The following is a 17,269-nucleotide window of genomic DNA, read 5'->3' as shown; positions in this document are numbered from 1 at the left end:
CATGCGCATGATTCATGGGGATGACGATGCTTCGTTTCGATGATGCCCCCAAGCGGCCCACCAACCTCAGCCTGAACGCCAAGGTGCTGGATGCCGCCCGCGACCTGGGGCTGAACCTGTCGCAGACGGTCGATGAGTTGCTGGCGGCAGAAGTGCGCCGCCGCTACTGGGAGCGATGGAACGAAGAGAACCGCGCTGCCATCGACGCCTACAACGACCGCATCGCCCGCGAAGGGCTGCCGCTGGCGCGCTACCGCAGTTTCGCCAAGGGCCGTTGAGTCGTGGCCCGCTTCGATGTCTACGCCAACCCTGAGCCGGGCGAGCGCAAACACACGCCTTACCTGCTGGACGTGCAGAACGACTTCATCAGCGCCCTGGCCACCCGGGTGGTGATCCCGCTGAGGCGAGAGTCCGCTTTCGGCCCGCCGGCGCGCGACCTCAACCCGGTGCTGGACGTCTCCGGCGAGCGCATCGTGCTCGACACCGCGGCGCTCGGCGCCATTGCCTGCACGGAACTCAAGAAACCCCTGGCCAACCTGGGCGAACACCGCCTGGCGATCCAGAATGCGCTCGATGCGCTGTTCGGAGCCTATTGACGTGACCTTCCCCCGCCCGATCCGCTCGCAGTACGAAGACTTCATGCGCCACGTCTACACGCACGGCGTGGCCAAGACCGACCGCACCGGCACCGGCACGCGCAGCGTGTTCGGTCACCAGATGCGCTTCGACCTGAACGAAGGCTTCCCGCTGGTCACCACCAAGAAGGTGCACTTGAAGAGCATCATCCTGGAACTGCTGTGGTTCCTGCGCGGCGACAGCAACGTGCGCTGGCTGCAGGAGCGCGGCGTCACCATCTGGGACGAATGGGCGCGCGAGGATGGCGATCTCGGGCCGGTGTACGGTGTGCAGTGGCGCTCGTGGCCTACGCCCGACGGTGGCCACATCGACCAGATCGCCGAGGTGGTGCAGCAGCTCAAGACCAACCCCGACTCGCGCCGCATCATCGTGAGCGCCTGGAACGTGGCCGAGCTGTCGAAGATGGCCCTGATGCCCTGCCACGCCTTCTTCCAGTTCTACGTGGCCGAAGGCAAACTCAGCTGCCAGCTCTACCAGCGCAGCGCCGACATCTTCCTGGGCGTGCCCTTCAACATCGCCAGCTACGCCCTGCTCACCCACATGCTGGCCCAGCAGTGTGATCTGGGCGTGGGCGACTTCATCTGGACGGGCGGCGACTGCCACATCTACAACAACCACTTCGAGCAGGTCGAGCTGCAGCTCTCACGCACGCCGCATCCCTACCCTGTGCTGAACATCAAGCGCCGGCCCGACTCCATCTTCGGCTACGAGTACGAGGATTTCGAGGTGCTCGACTACCAGCACCACCCCGCCATCAAGGCCCCTGTCGCCGTCTGAGCCTGCCACCATGCTGACCCGCCGCCAGCTCGGCGCGCTGGTGCTGCTCACGCTGATGTGGGGGCTGAACTGGCCGATGATGAAGTTCTCGCTGCGCGAACTGTCCCCGCTGTACTTCCGTGCGGTCACGATGACCGGTGGCGCCTTGCTGCTGCTGGCCTTCTACCGCTGGCGTGGCGTGCGCTTTGCGCTGCCCCCGGGCGAATTCGCGCGCATCGCCTGGCTCGCGCTGCCCAACATCCTCGGCTGGCACCTCTTCTCGATCCTGGGCGTGCAGGAGCTGGCCTCGGGCCGCGCGGCCATCCTGGGTTTCACGATGCCGATCTGGACGGTGCTGATTGCCGCCCTGCTGTTCGGCGAGCGCCTCAGCCCACGGGTCTTTCTCAGCGTGGTATGCGGTGCCGCTGCCGTGGGCCTGCTCGTGGCGCAGGAGTTCACCGCCCTGGCCGGCCGGCCCGTGGGCATTGTGTGGATGCAGATCGCCGCCTTCAGCTGGGCCCTGGGCACCGTGCTGATGCGCCGCACCAAGAGCACCGTGCCGACCGAAGCGCTCACCGTGTGGATGATGCTGATGGGCTCCGTCCTCTTCTGGGTCATCGCCCCGCTGATGGAGCCGGCCCCCACGTGGCAGTTCAGCGCGCCGATGTGGTGGTCGCTGGTGTGGGGCGCCACCATCAACTACGGCTTTGCGCAGATCATCTGGTTCGGCATGGCGCGCAACCTGCCGCCCGCGGCCAGCGCGTTTTCCATCATGGCCGTGCCGCTGATCGGCACCGGCTCGGCCACCTTCATCGTGGGCGAGGTGCCGCACTGGCAGGACCTGGCCGCGGCGGTGCTGATCGTGGTGGCCATCGCCAGCGCCTTGTTACCACGTCGCGTGCCCGTGCGATGACGACCGGCCCGGCTCGCGCCACAATGCAGGCATGAGCCAAGCCCTTCCGCCGGACCGCCCGCAGATCGCCCTCATCGCCGCCGTGGCGCGCAATGGTGTGATCGGCCGCAACAACCAGCTCGTGTGGCATCTGCCCGAAGACCTGCAGCATTTCAAGCGCACGACCATGGGCTGCCCGGTGCTGATGGGCCGCAAGACCTACGACTCCATCGGCAAGCCCCTGCCAGGGCGGCGCAATGTGGTCATCACCCGCAACATCCACTGGGAAGCACCGGGCATCGAGGAAGCACCGTCCTTCGAGGCTGCGCTGGAGCTGCTCAAGCACGCCACCAAGGTCTATGTGATCGGCGGCGCCCAGGTCTATGCCGAAGCCCTGCCCTGGGCCGACGAGCTGGTGCTCACCGAGATCGACCACGACTTCGAGGGCGACACCTACTTCCCACCGTGGGACCGCTCAGCCTTCGCCGTGGTGTCACGCGAAACGCACACCTCGCCCGAAGGCTGGGACTACCACTTCGTGACCTACCAGCGGCGAGCGCCGCCGGTGCCGGACGAACCCTGATCACGGTCTGGCGCCGCGCCGCCATTGGTCCACCGCTCCTCCCAGGACCAGGGCCAGCACCAGCATCAGCGCCATAGCGGCCAGCAGGGCGTCGGCCTGCTGCGCAGGTGCCGGTTGCAGGCGTTCGCCCCGCACCGGCACCCAGGGGTTGGGGGCGGCCGGTGGGGGCGCAGGGCTGGGCTCAGCGCCTGATTCAAGGACGGGCGGTATCTGAACGGTGTCCTGCGCGAGGGGCTGGCCCCTCGACGCCTCGGCAGCCGCCGAAGCCAAGGTATGGTCTACCCACATGCGCACGCTCGCCAGTTCCTGCGCGAGCGGAGCCTCCTGCGTCAGGTCGCGGTAGAGCCTGGCCAGTTCGCGCTGCGTGGCGGCATCCGGCGCCCAGTGGCCGTGGCGCTGGGCCTGGATCAGGCGTTCCACCACTTGCGCATAGGCTTGCGGATGGCTGCGCAGCCACTCGCCCACACCCAGGCCCAGGCGGTCCTTCACATACACCTCATGCAGGCTCTGCCAATGGTCGGCACGCACCACGTCGTCCACCACACTTTGCCAGCCCCAGGTGAACTGCACCGCCTTGAGCACTTGCAATGTGCCGGCATACCCCTCGTCCTTCTGTGCCGCCACCCAACCGGGATGCAAGTAGCGAGACTGCATCTCCTGCGCCACGCTCTCTGTCGCGGTCTGCGCATAGGGTTCATCGGCGTTGTGCAACTGGCTGACAAAGAGCAGCAGCGCGTCAGCGCGCCCGACCCGGCGGGCCGCAGCGGCCAGGCCACCCAGGTACTGGAAAGGGTCATCCGAGCTCACCATGCCGTAGAGGTGCGAGCTACGCGACAGCATCGCCGCGTCGGTGCGGCGCAACTGGGCGCCCAGCGCGAGGGCACCCACGGCTTCATCGACATCCTCCAGCGGCAGCCCCTCAAGGTAGGGGTGGCCCATACGGTGCAAGAACAGATCGCCCAGACGTTCGTCGTGCGGGCGCAGGCGGTCGTCCTGCACGGCCTCGCTGAGGCCGGTGCCATAGTCGCCCACGGCATTGCCGAAGACACGGGCACGTCCCAGCCGCTGCGCCTGTTCCTGGGCCACGCCCTGGCGGACGAGTTCCGCGGCCACCTCGCGGCTGTGGCGGGCCACCACACCTTGCGGTTCGGCTCGGCTCACCAGGGCCACCGCCTCATCGACGAGCGCCATCAGCGCCGGGAACTGGTCGCGGTAGGAACCGGTGACGCTGAGCAGCACATCCACACGCGGGCGCCCCAGTTCTGCGGCCGGCACAAGCTCCACACGCGTGGGCCGCCCGGCGGTATCCCACACCGGGCGCACGCCCAAAGCGACCAGCGCTTGCGCTTCCATGATGCCATGGTGGCGCAGTGTTTCGCCGGCCCACAGTGACAAGGCCAGTCGCTGAGGTGGTCGGCCGGGGTGCGACTTGCGCCATTGCGCAAGCCACTGATCGAACAACAGTTGCGCCATGGTGTAGGCCTGGCGTGTGGGCAGGCGGCTCGGGTCCAGACCCGTAAGGTTGCGCCCAGTGGGCAGGCTGTCGGGGTTGCGCAGCGGATCGCCCCCATAGGCAGCAGGCACGAAGCGCCCTTCCAAGGCCGCCAGCAGTCCATTGATCTCGTTCTCGGCGGCATAGATGCGGTCTAGAGCCTGTGCTTGCTCAGCCAGCCGCCGCAAGGCCTCGCGATCGATGGCATGCACGGCTGCGCGATTGGGCACGGCCGTCTCGGCCTGGGTCGGGCGCAGATCCAGTGCACTGGCCGCCTGCACATCGCTCAGGGCTACCTCCAGCCAGCGCATCGGGCGCGAAGCTTCCACCTGGCGGTGATCGATGAGGAAGGTCTCATCCACGTCCTCACCCAGGGCGTCGAGCAACGGTGTGCGCAATGCCTGTAAAACCATCAGGCGCCGCGCAGCTTCATCGGGCGCTTGCCCAAACACGGCCAGCCCGCGCGGCTGGCTACTGTGAGCGATCTGGTCCAGCCAGGGGTGCAGCACTTCCAGGAATTCCTCCAGCCGGTCCCGCACTTGTTCGACCGTCCACTTCAGGTCATGGTGCAGACGGGCTTCGACGATCAAGGCCACCAGTTGCTCGCCGATCTGCCGCTTCGTCGGACCTTGGTCGGCCATGGCCCAGTCGTGCATCAGTTCGTGCAGCAACGCCATCGTTGGCGACAAACCCGTGGTGGCAAGCACCGGCGTGCGGTGGCTCACCAGCAGTGCGCGGCCGCGGCGTTTGGCGGTAAGGGCCTCCCCCAGGTTGTCGACGATATAGGGATAGACCACGGGCACATCGCCCAGCGGAAGCATCGCATCGTCGAGCACGTCCAGCCCGCGCGACTTGCCCGGCGCCCACTCCTGGGTGCCATGGGTGCCAAAATGGATCAGCGCATGGGCACGCTGGGCCCACAGGTACACCGCCAGGTAGTGATGCGATACCGGCTCGCGGCTGCGGTGCATGAAAGGATTCTGGCCATGGCGCAGCGTCTCTTCGCGGGGAGGCTGCGGCAACACCGCCAGTCGGCCACGCTGCAAGCGCGGGATCACGAACACCGGCTCTCCCTGCCAGTCCACCACGTAACGACTCTCAGACGGCTCACCCCAGCGTGCGGCGATGCGCTCACGCACTGCCTCGGGCAGCGTGCGCCACCAGCCCAGATAGTCCTTCACCGGCAATGCAGCCGCCTGATCGTTGCGCAACATCGCCGTCAGGTCCGCTCCGGGGTAGTAGGCGCGCATCAGCGGGCGCAGGCCCGCGATCCATTCGGCTTCCCGTGTGATGGGCACGTCGTAGCCCGCCTCGGCCAGACGGCCGCTCACCATCTCCAGGCTGCGCGGCACGTTCAGGAAAGAAGCTCCGAAGTTGCTGCCACCTGGCGGGTAGTTGTAGACCATAGCCACAAGTTGCTTGTGGGCAGCGGGCGTGTCGTTCAGTGCGATGAGTCGTCGGGCCTTGCCCACCACCGAGCGGGCCTGGCGCTCGATCAACTCGACGCGACGGCCGCGGTCGGCGTGTGCGGTCACCACCACGGGGTCAATGGCCCCGGCGGCTTCGGGCTGCACCAGATAGAAGGGCGCATCGGCGAGCTTCAAGCCAGTGGGGTCGGCTTCCCAGGCAGCCGTGTCGCCATGCCGATAGGGTTGAGTAGCCAACACCGGTGCAGACCATTCCTGAAACAACGATTGCAACGCTGCCGAATGAGAGCTGATCTGATGCAGCACCAGCACGCGCGGTGGTGCCGCTTGGAGCAAGTCGCGCAAGCCCTGCGCATCAAGCTGCTGGCCGAAGACGGCGTAAGCGAACAGGCCCTGGGCCTCGAAGAGTTGCAGCCACTGGTCCAGCCAGTCGGTCTGCCCATCGATGAAGTGATGCCGATGCACCAACAGCGCCACGGACGAACGCCCCTGCATCTCAGGCATCACTCGTTGCAAGGCGGCGATATCCTGCACGATGCCGCTGGCGCGAGGATGGTAGATCCCGCTCGAGGGCCAGGCCTGTGGCGGCGGCAGATCCAGTGCGGCCAATGCCTCCTGCGAATGCCCGGAGGCTACCCAGGCCTCGGCAAGACGCATCGCGTGGCGCAGGTTGGCCGCGCCACCGGCGCGCAGGTAGGTGACCATGCGTGCGAGCCCATCGCCGCCTGAGTCGGCAAGCGCTACACCAGGCGGAAGAATCCACACCACGCGGTTAGGCTTCTTTCGATCGTATGCCTCGAACAAATCGCCGAACTGCCGCTGAATCCTCGCGTGCACCGTCACATGCGGCGCATCGATCCACACCATGTCCGCGCGGGACAAAGCCGCAGTCATGGCCTCACGACGGGCAGTCACCAAAGCCGGCTCCTCCTGCAACGGATGGTCGAGCCAGTGCACCTGCCAGCCTTGCTCCATGGCGATGCGCTCCACCAGCGCTGTGCGCGAGGCCGGCGTGACATCCAGCGTAACCCACAGCAGCGTGCGCGCCTGCACCAAGCTCCACATCAGTCCGGCCACCAGCATCACGGCCCAACGACAGGCACGCAGGGCTTTCACCGAGCCGGCTCCCCTGAAGCAGCCGAAGCCTGCTCGGGCACATAGACGATGCTGCCGTCGCGCAAGCGATACGCCACCCCCGCCCGCACCCCCTCGCCTTCCCCTGGGGTGCCCGTGCCTTTCAGGCGCACCTCACGCTCGCCCTCGCGCACCACGATCTCCCCCACCCCTTGGATGTCAGCCAGTGGCGCCCCCGGGTGCACCGCGCTGACCGCGATCATGAGAGCTACCACCAACACCAGAAACACATCGACGAGGTTGATGGCCGAGAGCATCGGATCATCGTCTTCCTCGTCGACCCCCTTGAGATGTCTCAGGGTCATGCCCTCCCCCCACGCGCCCGCTGGACCGCCAGCAACTCGGCCAGCAGCCAGCGGCGACGAGCCGAGTAGAGCACCAAGCCCAACGAAGCCGCCGTGAGCGCCAGCACCACACCGGCGAAGGCACCGCTGAACACCGACAGTGCGGCTTGTCCCTGTCCATTGGCCACCTCCTGAAGGGCCGGCCCCAGCGGGATCATTGTGGCAATCAGCCCTAGCATAGGGGTGACCCGGCTGAGCAGGCGCAGCGGCTCCATCCGCCCCAGGGCCTGCAGTTCCAGCTCCTCCAGCGTGAGCGATTCCACCCCGTGCAGCAGGGAGAAGCCCGGCACGCGCCGGCGCTGCCAAGCCTCGATCATCACCACGCCCGACATCCACAGCGCATAGGCAAAGGCCAGCGCCAGCAGCAGCAGCACCGGCGTGAGCAACCACTGCACGATGTGCAGAAAACCCAGCTCCAGCATGGTCCCCCCCTTCAGAATGTCAGCGCCGGAAAGCGAGGGCGTACGGTCACGGTCTTGCGCCCCTTGGGTGACACCAGTTGCACGCGCAGTTGCTTCAACCCCGGATGGTCGAAAAATGCCGTGAAGGACACCGCGTTCAGGGCCTCGGGTCGGTCGCAGCGAAACTCAGCGCGGTAGACGATGTTGGGGATGTCGGCCTTAGCATCCAACGTCGCCGGATCGGGATGAACCTCGTGTCGCACAGCCTGGCAGCTGGCTTCAGCCGTCGGCTGCAGCCAGCTCGACGGGTTCTGGAGCCTTCTCGTGAAAGCTCTCCATACCTCCTCCTGGGCCGCCCCCTGCGGCGGGTAGTCGTAGCCGAGGAAGGACTCCAGCGGGACGTCGAAGGTGGCTGAGAGGATGGCGCCTTCCATCATCAGCCGCACGGCGCCATGTCCATGGCTGTGGGAACCATGGGCCTGCGCGGCCGATACGAAGATGAGGCTGGCACCGACCAGCGCAACACAGGCACGCAGGCGCGGCGCGACGCTCGTGCGCGAGAGAAATTCAGACATGGCAATCCACGGTGAAGACCGCTCTCACCGCCTTCCCCGACGGTGCATGAGCCTCACGACCCGGCGTCACCGCCGAGCCACCTTGTTGGCCGGTATCCGGGCTGGTGGAAGCAACCTTCATCGCCTTCCCAGTGATGCAGACGACACATCACCAGTGGCTTGCAGGATGAAAGCGGAAGAGCGCGGTGAGATGCGCGTCCTTCGTCCACTTACCGTTGCGGGGGCAGCGCTGGTTAGACTGGGCCTGCAGGCCCTCATCCCCCAGCTTCCCGTTGAACTGCGACACGTGAGCCGCGCCGCGAGCACCAACTCCTACATCCTAGCAGCTTGAGCTGGGCCGATCCGCAGGGGTCCAGAAGCCGCGCACACGTTCCGACACGCAGCCCTGCACACGCTCGACCAGCACTTCCAGGCGGCGGCTCAACTCCATGCGCCTGCGCAGGCCCGACAGCGCAGCATCCAGCATGCGCTGGTCTTCGCGCGCCCATGCCAACGCGGTCTGCCGAACGATCAATGCTGCGCGCAGGCGCACGACCTCTGCCTGCAGACTCTTGATCTGCGCGGCCTGTTGCCGCAGTTGCACGCTGCAGCGTGTTTGCACCTGCCCGTATAACGCCACAAGAGCGCGGTGCTCCTGCGCCAGTGTTCCCACCTCGACCATGGCTGACACTCCTCTGTCCATCAGGCCCCGAAGCGCCGGGGCGGCCCTGCGTCATCATGGGATCATGGATTATTTGCAAACGATTCTCATTTGTGTTTATACTGCGGTCAAGTCATCGCCCTGCCGCTTGCAGGGCCCAGACGCCGGTCATCGTGGGGCGATCCGGGGCTGCGGCCCTTGATCGTTTTGGCCAGCCAAAGGTGGGTTCGGCCCACCTGGTAGCCAGGCATTTTTTTGACTCCACGATCAGCAGCTCCGTCGGCTGATCCATGGGGCTCCACGCGGGGGGGGTTCAACCCTCAGACGGGCCAGCCCGGCCGTTTGTGACAGCCTGCGCCAGGGCCTGCCAATCCAGCAGCTCCACCGCACGGTAGTGGCGCCGGACCCAGCCACGCGCCTCGAAGTCGCGCAGCACCTCGCTCACGGTCTGGCGCGACAGCGACAGCATGGCCCCCAGCTGCTCCTGGTTCACCGGCACCGTGCGGTGCGCGAGGCCCTCGGCCAGCATGCCGTGGCCCTGCGACAGCCCCAGCAGCCGCCGCGCGATGCGCGCCGCGGCACCGAGCTGGGTCAGGTCCTCCAGGCCGGCGAAAAGCGCCCTCACCTTCTCGGCCAGCAACTGGCCGAGGAAGCGCCACCACAAGGGGTCCTGGGCGGCGAGGCGTTCGAGCGCCGGTCGGGGCACCAGCAGCACGGCGGCCGATGACAGCGCCTGCGCATCGTGGGTGCGCGGCCCGCCATCCAGGCAGGCGATCTCGCCGAACCACTGTGGCGACTCCAGCACACTGAGCATGGCCTCCCGGTCGCCGACCGCCGCCGCACCAATGCGCACCGCGCCCTCGAGCACGCAATACAGGCCGGCGTTGTCGTCGCCGCGGCGGAACAGCATCGCCCCGGCCGGCAGGCGGCGCAGCACGGCGTGGGCCAGCAACGCGTCCCGGTGCGCGGCCGGCAGCGACGCGAACCAGCGCCCGCGCTCCAGCAGGGCGCGGTAGGTATCGGGGCGCGGATCCTCGGCCATGGTCAGGCCCCGAGTATTCCAGAGCCCGGCCGCCACGACAGCCAAACGTCGGCTGGCCGACAGTCCCGGCGGCTGCGTCGGCCGAAGATGCGGGGCCTTGATCCACATCACCCCAGGAGACCCCGATGAAGACCCTTGTCGACCAGCTGGCCCAGTACGGCGCCTACCACCGCGACCGGCGCAACATCCTCACCCACTTCGTCGGGATCCCGATGATCGTGGTGGCGGTGACCGTGCTTCTGGCCCGTCCCACCGTGACGCTGGGCGGTCTTGCGGTCTCCCCGGCCCCGCTCGTGGCGGCCCTCACCACGCTGTATTACCTGCGGCTGGACCTGCGCTACGGCGTGGTCATGGGCGTGCTTCTCGCGCTGTCGGTGGCCTTCGCGCACGGCGCCGCGGCGGGTGCCACCGCGACCTGGCTGGCCACCGGCGTCGGCCTCTTCGTGGTGGGCTGGATCCTGCAGTTCATCGGCCACTACTTCGAAGGCCGCAAGCCTGCCTTCGTGGACGACCTGATGGGCTTGATCATCGGCCCGCTTTTCGTGGTGGCCGAAGCCGGCTTCACCCTGGGCCTGCGCCCGGAGGTCCAAGCGGCCATCGAGGCCCGCTGCGGCCCGGTGCGCAGCGTCTAAACTCGGCGTCCCGTGTCCTCCCCTGGTTCAAGATGCAAGTCGCCACCTGGAACGTCAACTCCCTGGCCGTGCGCCTGCCCCAGGTGCTGGACTGGCTGAGCCAGCACCAGCCGGAGGTGGTGGTGCTGCAGGAAACCAAGCTCACCGACGACAAGTTCCCGCACGCCGACTTTGCACAGGCGGGCTATGCGGCGCAGTGGTTCGGCCAGAAGACGTACAACGGCGTGGCCCTGCTGAGCAAGGCGCCCGCCGTGGATGTGGTGCGCAACATCCCGGGGTTTGCCGACGAGCAGGCGCGTGTGATCGCCGGCACGGTGGGCGAGCTGCGCGTGATTGGCGCCTACTTTCCCAACGGCCAGGCCCCGGGCACCGACAAGTTCGAGTACAAGATGCAGTGGATGCGTTCACTGCGCGACTGGGTGCGTGACGAACTGGCCCGCCACCCGAAGCTGGTGCTGATGGGCGACTACAACGTCGCCCCCGAGGACCGCGACGTGTACGACCCCATCGCCTGGGCCGGCCAGATCCACTGCACGCCCGAGGAGCGCGAGCAGTTTCGCCTGCTGCTGGCGCTGGGGCTGCACGATGCCTTCCGGCTCTTCGAGCAGCCTGAGAAAAGCTGGACGTGGTGGGACTACCGCAACCTCGCCTTCCGCAAGAACCAGGGCCTGCGCATCGACCACATCCTGGTCAGCGAGGCGCTGAAGGCATCGGTCACTTCATGCACCATCGACAAGGCCCCTCGCAAGAACGAGCGCCCCAGCGACCACGCGCCGGTGGTCGCCGTGATCTCCTGACGGCCGGGTCGCGCATGGGCCTCAGTCGTCGAGGCCAAGCTCCTGGATCTTGCGGGTGATGGTGTTGCGCCCGATGCCCAGCTTCTGCGCGGCCTCGATGCGGCGCCCCCTTGTGAGCTCCAGGGCCGTGTGGATGAGCTGGGCCTCGAAGCGCCGGGTCAGGGTGTCCCACACGTCGGGCTGACCCGCGTCGAGCAGCTGGCGCGCCTCCCGCTCGAGATCCTTGAGCCAGTCGCCCGTGGCCGCCGGCCGCGCAGTCGCGTCCAACACGGGATGCACGGCCGCCGTCGGGTCCACCCCGGGCGTGGTTCCCGGAACATCGGGCGCCGGCATCTGTGGTGGGGTCACCGACACCGGCGGCTTGGGCGACAGCGTGGCCTCGCCCAGCAGCTCAGGCGGCAGATCCTTGTCCTCGATGACCTGGGCCGGGGCCATCACGGTCAGCCAGTGGCACACGTTCTCGAGCTGGCGCACGTTGCCGGGATAGTCAAAGGACACCAGCCGTGCGAGCGCCGAATCGGAGATGCGCTTGGCCTCCACCCCCAGTTCCTTCGCGCTCTTTTGCAGGAAGAAGCGCGCCAGCGAGGCAATGTCCTCGCGCCGCTCGCGCAGTGGCGGCAGGCGCAGGCGGATCACGTTGAGGCGATGGAAGAGGTCTTCGCGGAACACCCCCTGCTTCACCCGGTCTTCCAGGTTCTGGTGGGTGGCGGCGATGACCCGCACGTTGGCACGCATGGGGTTGTGGCCGCCCACGCGGTAGAACTGCCCGTCGCTGAGCACGCGCAGCAGGCGCGTCTGCAGGTCGAAGGGCATGTCGCCGATCTCGTCGAGAAAGAGGGTGCCACCGTCGGCCTGCTCGAAGCGGCCGCGACGTGTGGTCTGTGCGCCGGTGAAGGCGCCACGCTCATGGCCGAAGAGTTCGCTCTCCAGCAGGTCCTTCGGGATGGCCGCGGTGTTGATGGCCACGAAGGGGCCGCTGGCGCGCGGGCTGTGCTTGTGCAGGGCGCGGGCGACCAGTTCCTTGCCCGACCCGCTCTCGCCGGTGATGAGCACCGTCACGTTGCTCTGGCTCAGCCGGCCGATGGCGCGGAAGACATCCTGCATGGCCGGCGCCTGGCCCAGCATCTCGGGCATCTGCGCCAGGCGCTCGTCGCGCACCTCCTCGCGCAGGCTTTCGTCCACTGCACGGCGAATCAGCTCCACCGCCTTGGGCAGGTCGAAAGGCTTGGGCAGGTACTCGAAGGCCCCGCCCTGGAAGGCCGAGACGGCGCTGTCCAGGTCGGAGAAGGCCGTCATGATGATGACCGGCAGCCCCGGATGACGCTCCTTGACCTGGGCCAGCAGGTCGATGCCCGAGCCCCCGGGCATGCGGATGTCGGACACCAGCACCTGCGGCTCGTCGTCGTCGAGCGCCGCGAGCACGTCGCGCGGATTGGTGAAGCTGCGCACCGGAAGGTCCTCGCGGGCCAGGGCCTTTTCCAGCACGAAGCGGATGGATTGGTCGTCGTCAACGATCCAGATGGGTTTCATGGGCTGCTGCCTGTCGTCCTCGCCTGTGGACTTTCGGCCTGAGCCCCACCCGGAGGATCGCTCAGGGCAGGGGGATCAGGATCTTGAAATCCGTGTTTCCGGGCTCGCTTTCGCATTCGATCGTGCCATGGTGCTGCTGCACGAAGGTCTGCGCCAGCGTGAGCCCCAAGCCCGACCCGCCATCGCGCCCCGACACCAGCGGGAAGAAGATGCGATCGCGGATCGACTCGGGCACGCCCGGGCCGTTGTCCTGGATATGCAATTCCAATGCCAGACGATACCGCTGTTTACCGAGTGTCACCTGTCGGGCGATGCGGGTGCGCAGCACGATGCAGGCATCGCCCGCTGCGATGCGTGGCGTGAGGGCCTGGGCCGCGTTGTGGGCGATGTTGAGCACGGCCTGGATGAGTTGCTCGCGGTCGCCGCGGAACTCGGGAATGGAGATGTCGTAGTCGCGCTGGATCTTCAGGCCGCGAGGGAACTCGGCCAGGATGAGCGAACGCACCCGCTCGCAGACCTCGTGCACGTTCACGTCGCCCACCACATGCGGTTTGCGATGGGGGGCCAGCAGCCGATCGACCAGGGCCTGCAGTCGGTCGGCCTCGTGGATGATGACCTGGGTGTACTCGGTCAGCTCTCGGGACTCGACCTCCATCTGCAACAGCTGCGCCGCCCCGCGGATACCGCCCAGCGGGTTCTTGATCTCATGGGCCAGGTTGCGGATCAGCTCCTTGGTGGCCTGGGCCTGGTCGAGCGCCCGCTCCTCACGGTCCTGCCGCGTCTGCTGCTCGATCTCCACCAGTTCCACCAGCACCTGCTCGGGCTCGTCCGTCTGGGTCACGATGACGTGCACCGGCAGCAGGTCGGTGCCGGTGGCGCCCGGCGGGCGGCGCAGCTGGGCCTCGAAGCGGCTGATGGAAAACTCGTTGCGGGCCACAGCCACGACCGTGTCGGCCACGATGTCGGGTTCGGTGAACCAGTCGAACAGCGAGCCGCGCAGCATGCTGCGCCGGGACAGGCCGAGCACGGTCTCGAAGGCGGCGTTCACGAAGCGGCAGCTGCCGTCGGTGCGCACCAGGGCCACCATCGTGGCCAGGTGATCGAAGGCCGCGAAGCCCGAAGGCGTGGCCGGCGCGTCGTCGGCGCCCTCGGCAGGCCCGGAAGAAGTCGGGGGGACCACCACCCGCCCTGCGCCGAGGCTCAGGGCGCTGCGGCCGGCAGGCGCGCCAGCTCGCGGCGGATGGAGGTGATGTCGGCTTCCTTGCGGGCGATCTCGGCCTGCAGGTTGGCCACGCGGTCGAGGTATTTCTGGTAATTGCGCTCGTCACCCCGACGCTCGGGTTCGCCGTTGTTGTATTCCTTGCGCAGCGCCGCCAGAGCCTCTTCCTCGCGACGCAGTTCCGCTTCGAGAATGCGGCGCGCATCGCTGTCGCGCGCGCGTTGCTCGTTCGGGTCCACCCGGCTCCCAGCGGGGGCCGAAGCGGGCGCTGCCTGCGTCCCGGCGGGCCGGGCCGCAGGCGTGGGCCGGCGCGTCTCGACGATGGTGACATTCCCGCCTTCGACGACCCGGCACCCCTTGGCTTCCGCCTCCTTGGGTGTGAGTGAGTTCGTGAAGTGATTGCCCGGGCAACGATAGACGGTCTGGGCCCAGGTGGATCCGCTGGCCAGCAGGCAGGCGAGCATCGCCAGGGAACTCAGGGTGGGGGCTCGGGACATGGAAGGCAAGAAGTACACACCAATCTTCGTAGACCCCCGCAGTGCGCAAGGGTTCACTGACGAGCCAAGGCCGTCATGCCGCCAGTATCGGCCATATGCGCCACGATGGTCCAGCCGCCACAGGCCGGAAAGCAACAAAGGGTGGCATTTGCCACCCTTTGCCTCCTGTGTGGCGCCCTCGCGGCGCCATCAAAAGCCTTACAGGCTGTAGTACATGTCGAATTCCACCGGGTGGGTGGTCATGCGGAAGCGGGTCACCTCGGCCATCTTCAGTTCGATATAGGCATCGATGTAGGCGTCGGTGAACACGCCCCCCTTGGTCAGGAAGGCACGATCCTGGTCGAGGTACTCCAGCGCCTGGTCGAGGCTGTGGCAGACGGTCGGGATCTTCGCGTCTTCCTCGGGCGGCAGGTGGTAGAGATCCTTCGTGGCGGCCTCACCCGGATGGATCTTGTTTTCCACGCCATCCAGGCCGGCCATCAGCAAGGCCGAAAACGCCAGGTAGGGGTTGGCCATGGGATCGGGGAAACGCGCCTCGATGCGGCGGCCCTTCGGGTTGGCCACGTAGGGGATGCGGATGGAGGCCGAGCGGTTGCGGCTGGAATAGGCCAGCTTCACCGGCGCCTCGAAGCCCGGCACCAGGCGCTTGTAGCTGTTGGTGGTGGGGTTCGTGATGGCGTTCAAGGCACGGGCGTGCTTGATGATGCCGCCGATGTAGTACAGCGCAAACTCGGACAGGCCACCGTAGCCGTCGCCGGCGAACAGGTTCTTGCCATCCTTCCACACGGACTGGTGCACGTGCATGCCCGACCCGTTGTCGCCCACGATGGGCTTGGGCATGAAGGTGGCCGTCTTGCCGTAGGCGTGGGCCACGTTCTGGATGATGTACTTCTGCAGTTGCAGCCAGTCAGCGCGCTGGACCAGCGTGCTGAACTTCGTGCCGATCTCCATCTGGCCGGCGTTGGCCACCTCGTGGTGATGCACTTCCACCGGGATGCCCATCTGCTCGAGCAGCAGGCACATCTCGGAGCGCAGATCCTGGCCCGAATCGACCGGGGGGACGGGGAAGTAGCCGCCCTTGACGGTAGGACGGTAGCCGGTGTTGCCGTGCTCGTATTCCTTGCCGGTGTTCCAGGCGGCTTCTTCCGATTCGATCTTCACGAAGCAGCCGGACATGTCGACGTTCCAGCGGATGCTGTCGAAGATGAAGAATTCGGGCTCCGGGCCGAAGTAGGCCGCGTCACCGATGCCCGAGGACTTCAGGTAGGCCTCGGCACGCTTGGCCAAGGAGCGGGGATCGCGCTCGTAGGGCTTGCCGTCGCCCGGCTCGATCACGTCGCAGCTCATGAAGAGGGTGGGCTCTTCGAAGAACGGATCGATGTTGGCCGTGTTGGGGTCGGGCATCAGCAGCATGTCCGACGCTTCGATACCCTTCCAGCCGGCAATCGAAGAACCGTCGAAGGCGTGACCCGACGTGAACTTGTCCTCATCGAAGGCGGAAATGGGCACGCTGACGTGCTGTTCCTTGCCGCGGGTGTCGGTGAAACGGAAGTCGACGAACTTGACTTCGTTCTCCTTCACCATCTTCATCACGTCGGCGACGGTCTTGTTGGCCATCAAGAGCTCCTAGGGGGATGGTTTGTCAGGGGAATGGATGGCTGGCTGATGCCAACCGGGCGAGGGCAATTTAGCAGAAAGCGTGCCAGCTCTGACACATTCCGGTGCACGCGCAAGCCTGACGTGCGCCGAGATGACGCCGAGGCGCCGTCTCACCCGGCTCGGTGGGGGCTCGATGGGTGCCCGACGGGTATTTGCACCACTGTAGTGCGTTCAACCGCACCATTCAAGGGCGACCGGCAGCGGACCCTCGCACCATCTCGGGGCCCAGACTCTGCCCCTCTGCACGCAACCCTGCCAGCAACTCGGCGTAGGCAGCGGTGACGACGGCGGGGGGGCCCTTCACCCCCAGTTCGATGTGGCGACCATACTGGGGGTGATCGACGCTGGGCAGGCTGAAGACCTTCACGTCCGGAAAGCGCGCTTCCAGGGTTTCCATCAGCGGCGTGAGTCGGGCCTCCATCGCGCCAAAGACGATGACCGAGCGCTCCTCGTGCGGCCGGGCATGGAAGAGCGTGCGGTAGCGCTCGTCGAGCACCCATTCCATCATCGGCCAGGCCATCACCGGAAAGCCGGGCACGAAGTGGACATGCCCCACCGAGAACCCGGGGATCTTGTTGTAGGGGTTGGGAATGATGGAGGCCCCTTCCGGGAAGACGCCCATGTTCAGGCGGTGCACGTTGTCGGGCCGGTCCGGCTCATAGGGCTGCCCCTGTTCGCGCGCGACGTCGCGCATGCGCTCCTCGATCAGCGCCTTGGCCTGCGGGTGCAGGGCCAGCGGAACCCCCAGGGCGCGCGCCGCGCATTGACGGGTGTGGTCGTCGGGGGTGGCGCCGATGCCCCCGCACGAGAACACCACGTCGCCGCTGGCGAAGGCTTCCTTCAAGGCAGCCTCCAGGCGTTGCGGGTCGTCACCCACATAGCGCGCCCAGCGCAGTGCCAGGCCCCGCTCCGACAGCAACTCCACCAGCTTGGGCAGGTGCTTGTCCTGGCGTTTGCCGGAGAGGATTTCGTCGCCGACGATGATGAGTCCGAAGTCCATGGTCGATCAGGTC

18 protein-coding genes and 1 riboswitch are annotated in these 17,269 nt (G+C 67.0%); of the genes, 7 read left to right on the top strand and 11 right to left on the bottom strand.

Annotated features, from left to right (window positions below):
- Nucleotides 1–20 precede the first annotated feature (20 nt).
- Genes C1704_RS05760 through C1704_RS05740 form a run of 5 tightly spaced genes read left to right on the top strand, consistent with a single transcriptional unit; the run spans nt 21 to nt 2,867 of the window.
- Nucleotides 21–278, top strand: a complete 258-nt coding sequence (locus C1704_RS05760) for a type II toxin-antitoxin system CcdA family antitoxin (RefSeq protein ID WP_245876393.1) — start codon at nt 21–23, stop codon at nt 276–278.
- A gap of 3 nt (nt 279–281) precedes the next feature.
- Complete coding sequence (locus C1704_RS05755) at nt 282–596, top strand: CcdB family protein (protein WP_104301786.1); 315 nt, start codon at nt 282–284, stop codon at nt 594–596.
- 1 nt (nt 597) lies between these two features.
- The gene (locus tag C1704_RS05750) at nt 598–1,413 is read left to right on the top strand and encodes a thymidylate synthase (protein WP_419186781.1); all 816 of its coding nucleotides are present in this window, start codon (nt 598–600) and stop codon (nt 1,411–1,413) included.
- Between the two features lie 10 nt (nt 1,414–1,423).
- The gene (locus C1704_RS05745; protein ID WP_104301784.1) at nt 1,424–2,305 is read left to right on the top strand and encodes a DMT family transporter; all 882 of its coding nucleotides are present in this window, start codon (nt 1,424–1,426) and stop codon (nt 2,303–2,305) included.
- Nucleotides 2,306–2,336: 31 nt separating this feature from the next.
- Nucleotides 2,337–2,867, top strand: coding sequence for a dihydrofolate reductase (locus C1704_RS05740; RefSeq protein ID WP_104301783.1), 531 nt, complete (start codon nt 2,337–2,339; stop codon nt 2,865–2,867).
- On the opposite strand, the gene cobN is transcribed toward C1704_RS05740, so the two are convergent.
- The 6 genes from cobN to C1704_RS05710 form a co-directional block, all read right to left on the bottom strand.
- Nucleotides 2,868–6,902 carry a cobaltochelatase subunit CobN gene (gene cobN, locus C1704_RS05735; RefSeq protein ID WP_245876392.1) on the bottom strand — a complete coding sequence of 1,345 codons (4,035 nt, stop codon included), beginning with the start codon at nt 6,900–6,902 and terminating at the stop codon, nt 2,868–2,870.
- Nucleotides 6,899–7,225 carry a DUF2149 domain-containing protein gene (locus C1704_RS05730; protein WP_104301782.1) on the bottom strand — a complete coding sequence of 109 codons (327 nt, stop codon included), beginning with the start codon at nt 7,223–7,225 and terminating at the stop codon, nt 6,899–6,901. Before C1704_RS05730 ends, cobN begins: the two co-directional genes overlap by 4 nt.
- Nucleotides 7,222–7,686, bottom strand: a complete 465-nt coding sequence (locus tag C1704_RS05725; RefSeq protein ID WP_104301781.1) for a hypothetical protein — start codon at nt 7,684–7,686, stop codon at nt 7,222–7,224. The genes C1704_RS05730 and C1704_RS05725 overlap by 4 nt, the downstream gene beginning before the upstream one ends.
- An 11-nt stretch (nt 7,687–7,697) precedes the next feature.
- Nucleotides 7,698–8,240, bottom strand: coding sequence for a ZrgA family zinc uptake protein (locus tag C1704_RS05720; protein WP_104301780.1), 543 nt, complete (start codon nt 8,238–8,240; stop codon nt 7,698–7,700).
- 70 nt (nt 8,241–8,310) lie between these two features.
- A riboswitch (cobalamin riboswitch) is annotated at nt 8,311–8,565 on the bottom strand.
- Complete coding sequence (locus C1704_RS05715; RefSeq protein WP_104301779.1) at nt 8,560–8,901, bottom strand: hypothetical protein; 342 nt, start codon at nt 8,899–8,901, stop codon at nt 8,560–8,562. (Overlaps the previous riboswitch by 6 nt.)
- Nucleotides 8,902–9,193: 292 nt before the next feature.
- Nucleotides 9,194–9,922 (bottom strand): Crp/Fnr family transcriptional regulator, encoded by a 729-nt coding sequence (locus tag C1704_RS05710; protein ID WP_104301778.1) that lies wholly within the window; start codon nt 9,920–9,922, stop codon nt 9,194–9,196.
- A gap of 125 nt (nt 9,923–10,047) precedes the next feature.
- Here C1704_RS05710 and C1704_RS05705 point away from each other — a divergent pair, with 125 nt between their 5' ends.
- Together C1704_RS05705 and C1704_RS05700 are read left to right on the top strand one after the other, a co-directional pair.
- Nucleotides 10,048–10,554, top strand: a complete 507-nt coding sequence (locus C1704_RS05705) for an Mpo1 family 2-hydroxy fatty acid dioxygenase (RefSeq protein ID WP_104301777.1) — start codon at nt 10,048–10,050, stop codon at nt 10,552–10,554.
- A 32-nt stretch (nt 10,555–10,586) separates the two neighbouring features.
- Nucleotides 10,587–11,351 (top strand): exodeoxyribonuclease III, encoded by a 765-nt coding sequence (locus C1704_RS05700; RefSeq protein WP_104301776.1) that lies wholly within the window; start codon nt 10,587–10,589, stop codon nt 11,349–11,351.
- Nucleotides 11,352–11,372: 21 nt separating this feature from the next.
- Here C1704_RS05700 and ntrC read toward each other — a convergent pair whose 3' ends face one another.
- The 5 genes from ntrC to C1704_RS05675 all read right to left on the bottom strand — a co-directional run bounded on the left by ntrC (nt 11,373) and on the right by C1704_RS05675 (nt 17,256).
- The gene (gene ntrC, locus C1704_RS05695; RefSeq protein ID WP_104301775.1) at nt 11,373–12,881 is read right to left on the bottom strand and encodes a nitrogen regulation protein NR(I); all 1,509 of its coding nucleotides are present in this window, start codon (nt 12,879–12,881) and stop codon (nt 11,373–11,375) included.
- Nucleotides 12,882–12,942: 61 nt separating this feature from the next.
- Nucleotides 12,943–13,968, bottom strand: a complete 1,026-nt coding sequence (gene glnL / locus C1704_RS05690) for a nitrogen regulation protein NR(II) (protein ID WP_104301998.1) — start codon at nt 13,966–13,968, stop codon at nt 12,943–12,945.
- Nucleotides 13,969–14,081: 113 nt separating this feature from the next.
- A complete protein-coding gene (locus C1704_RS05685) occupies nt 14,082–14,597 on the bottom strand; it encodes a hypothetical protein (protein WP_419186780.1) in 516 nt (171 codons plus the stop codon).
- Nucleotides 14,598–14,795: 198 nt separating this feature from the next.
- Entirely contained in the window at nt 14,796–16,214 is a 1,419-nt protein-coding gene (gene glnA, locus C1704_RS05680) for a type I glutamate--ammonia ligase (protein WP_104301773.1), read from the bottom strand.
- Nucleotides 16,215–16,440: 226 nt separating this feature from the next.
- The gene (locus tag C1704_RS05675; RefSeq protein ID WP_104301772.1) at nt 16,441–17,256 is read right to left on the bottom strand and encodes a competence/damage-inducible protein A; all 816 of its coding nucleotides are present in this window, start codon (nt 17,254–17,256) and stop codon (nt 16,441–16,443) included.
- Nucleotides 17,257–17,269: the final 13 nt, after the last annotated feature.

The organism is Caldimonas caldifontis, assembly GCF_002930615.1.
Classification (GTDB): Bacteria; Pseudomonadota; Gammaproteobacteria; order Burkholderiales; family Burkholderiaceae_C; genus Caldimonas; species Caldimonas caldifontis.
The sequence above is the reverse complement of the archived record's forward strand: the minus strand, read 5'-3'. Positions and strand labels throughout refer to the sequence as shown.

Bases quoted from the DNA above. Each gene is read 5' to 3' on its own strand.
- C1704_RS05760 (WP_245876393.1), top strand. From the start codon at position 21: ATGACGATGCTTCGTTTCGATGATGCCCCCAAGCGGCCCACCAACCTC.
- C1704_RS05745 (WP_104301784.1), top strand. From the start codon at position 1,424: ATGCTGACCCGCCGCCAGCTCGGCGCGCTGGTGCTGCTCACGCTGATG.
- C1704_RS05740 (WP_104301783.1), top strand. From the start codon at position 2,337: ATGAGCCAAGCCCTTCCGCCGGACCGCCCGCAGATCGCCCTCATCGCC.
- C1704_RS05730 (WP_104301782.1), bottom strand. From the start codon at position 7,225: ATGACCCTGAGACATCTCAAGGGGGTCGACGAGGAAGACGATGATCCG.
- C1704_RS05725 (WP_104301781.1), bottom strand. From the start codon at position 7,686: ATGCTGGAGCTGGGTTTTCTGCACATCGTGCAGTGGTTGCTCACGCCG.
- C1704_RS05720 (WP_104301780.1), bottom strand. From the start codon at position 8,240: ATGTCTGAATTTCTCTCGCGCACGAGCGTCGCGCCGCGCCTGCGTGCC.
- C1704_RS05715 (WP_104301779.1), bottom strand. From the start codon at position 8,901: ATGGTCGAGGTGGGAACACTGGCGCAGGAGCACCGCGCTCTTGTGGCG.
- C1704_RS05710 (WP_104301778.1), bottom strand. From the start codon at position 9,922: ATGGCCGAGGATCCGCGCCCCGATACCTACCGCGCCCTGCTGGAGCGC.
- C1704_RS05705 (WP_104301777.1), top strand. From the start codon at position 10,048: ATGAAGACCCTTGTCGACCAGCTGGCCCAGTACGGCGCCTACCACCGC.
- C1704_RS05700 (WP_104301776.1), top strand. From the start codon at position 10,587: ATGCAAGTCGCCACCTGGAACGTCAACTCCCTGGCCGTGCGCCTGCCC.
- ntrC (WP_104301775.1), bottom strand. From the start codon at position 12,881: ATGAAACCCATCTGGATCGTTGACGACGACCAATCCATCCGCTTCGTG.
- glnL (WP_104301998.1), bottom strand. From the start codon at position 13,968: ATGGTGGCCCTGGTGCGCACCGACGGCAGCTGCCGCTTCGTGAACGCC.
- C1704_RS05685 (WP_419186780.1), bottom strand. From the start codon at position 14,597: ATGTCCCGAGCCCCCACCCTGAGTTCCCTGGCGATGCTCGCCTGCCTG.
- glnA (WP_104301773.1), bottom strand. From the start codon at position 16,214: ATGGCCAACAAGACCGTCGCCGACGTGATGAAGATGGTGAAGGAGAAC.
- C1704_RS05675 (WP_104301772.1), bottom strand. From the start codon at position 17,256: ATGGACTTCGGACTCATCATCGTCGGCGACGAAATCCTCTCCGGCAAA.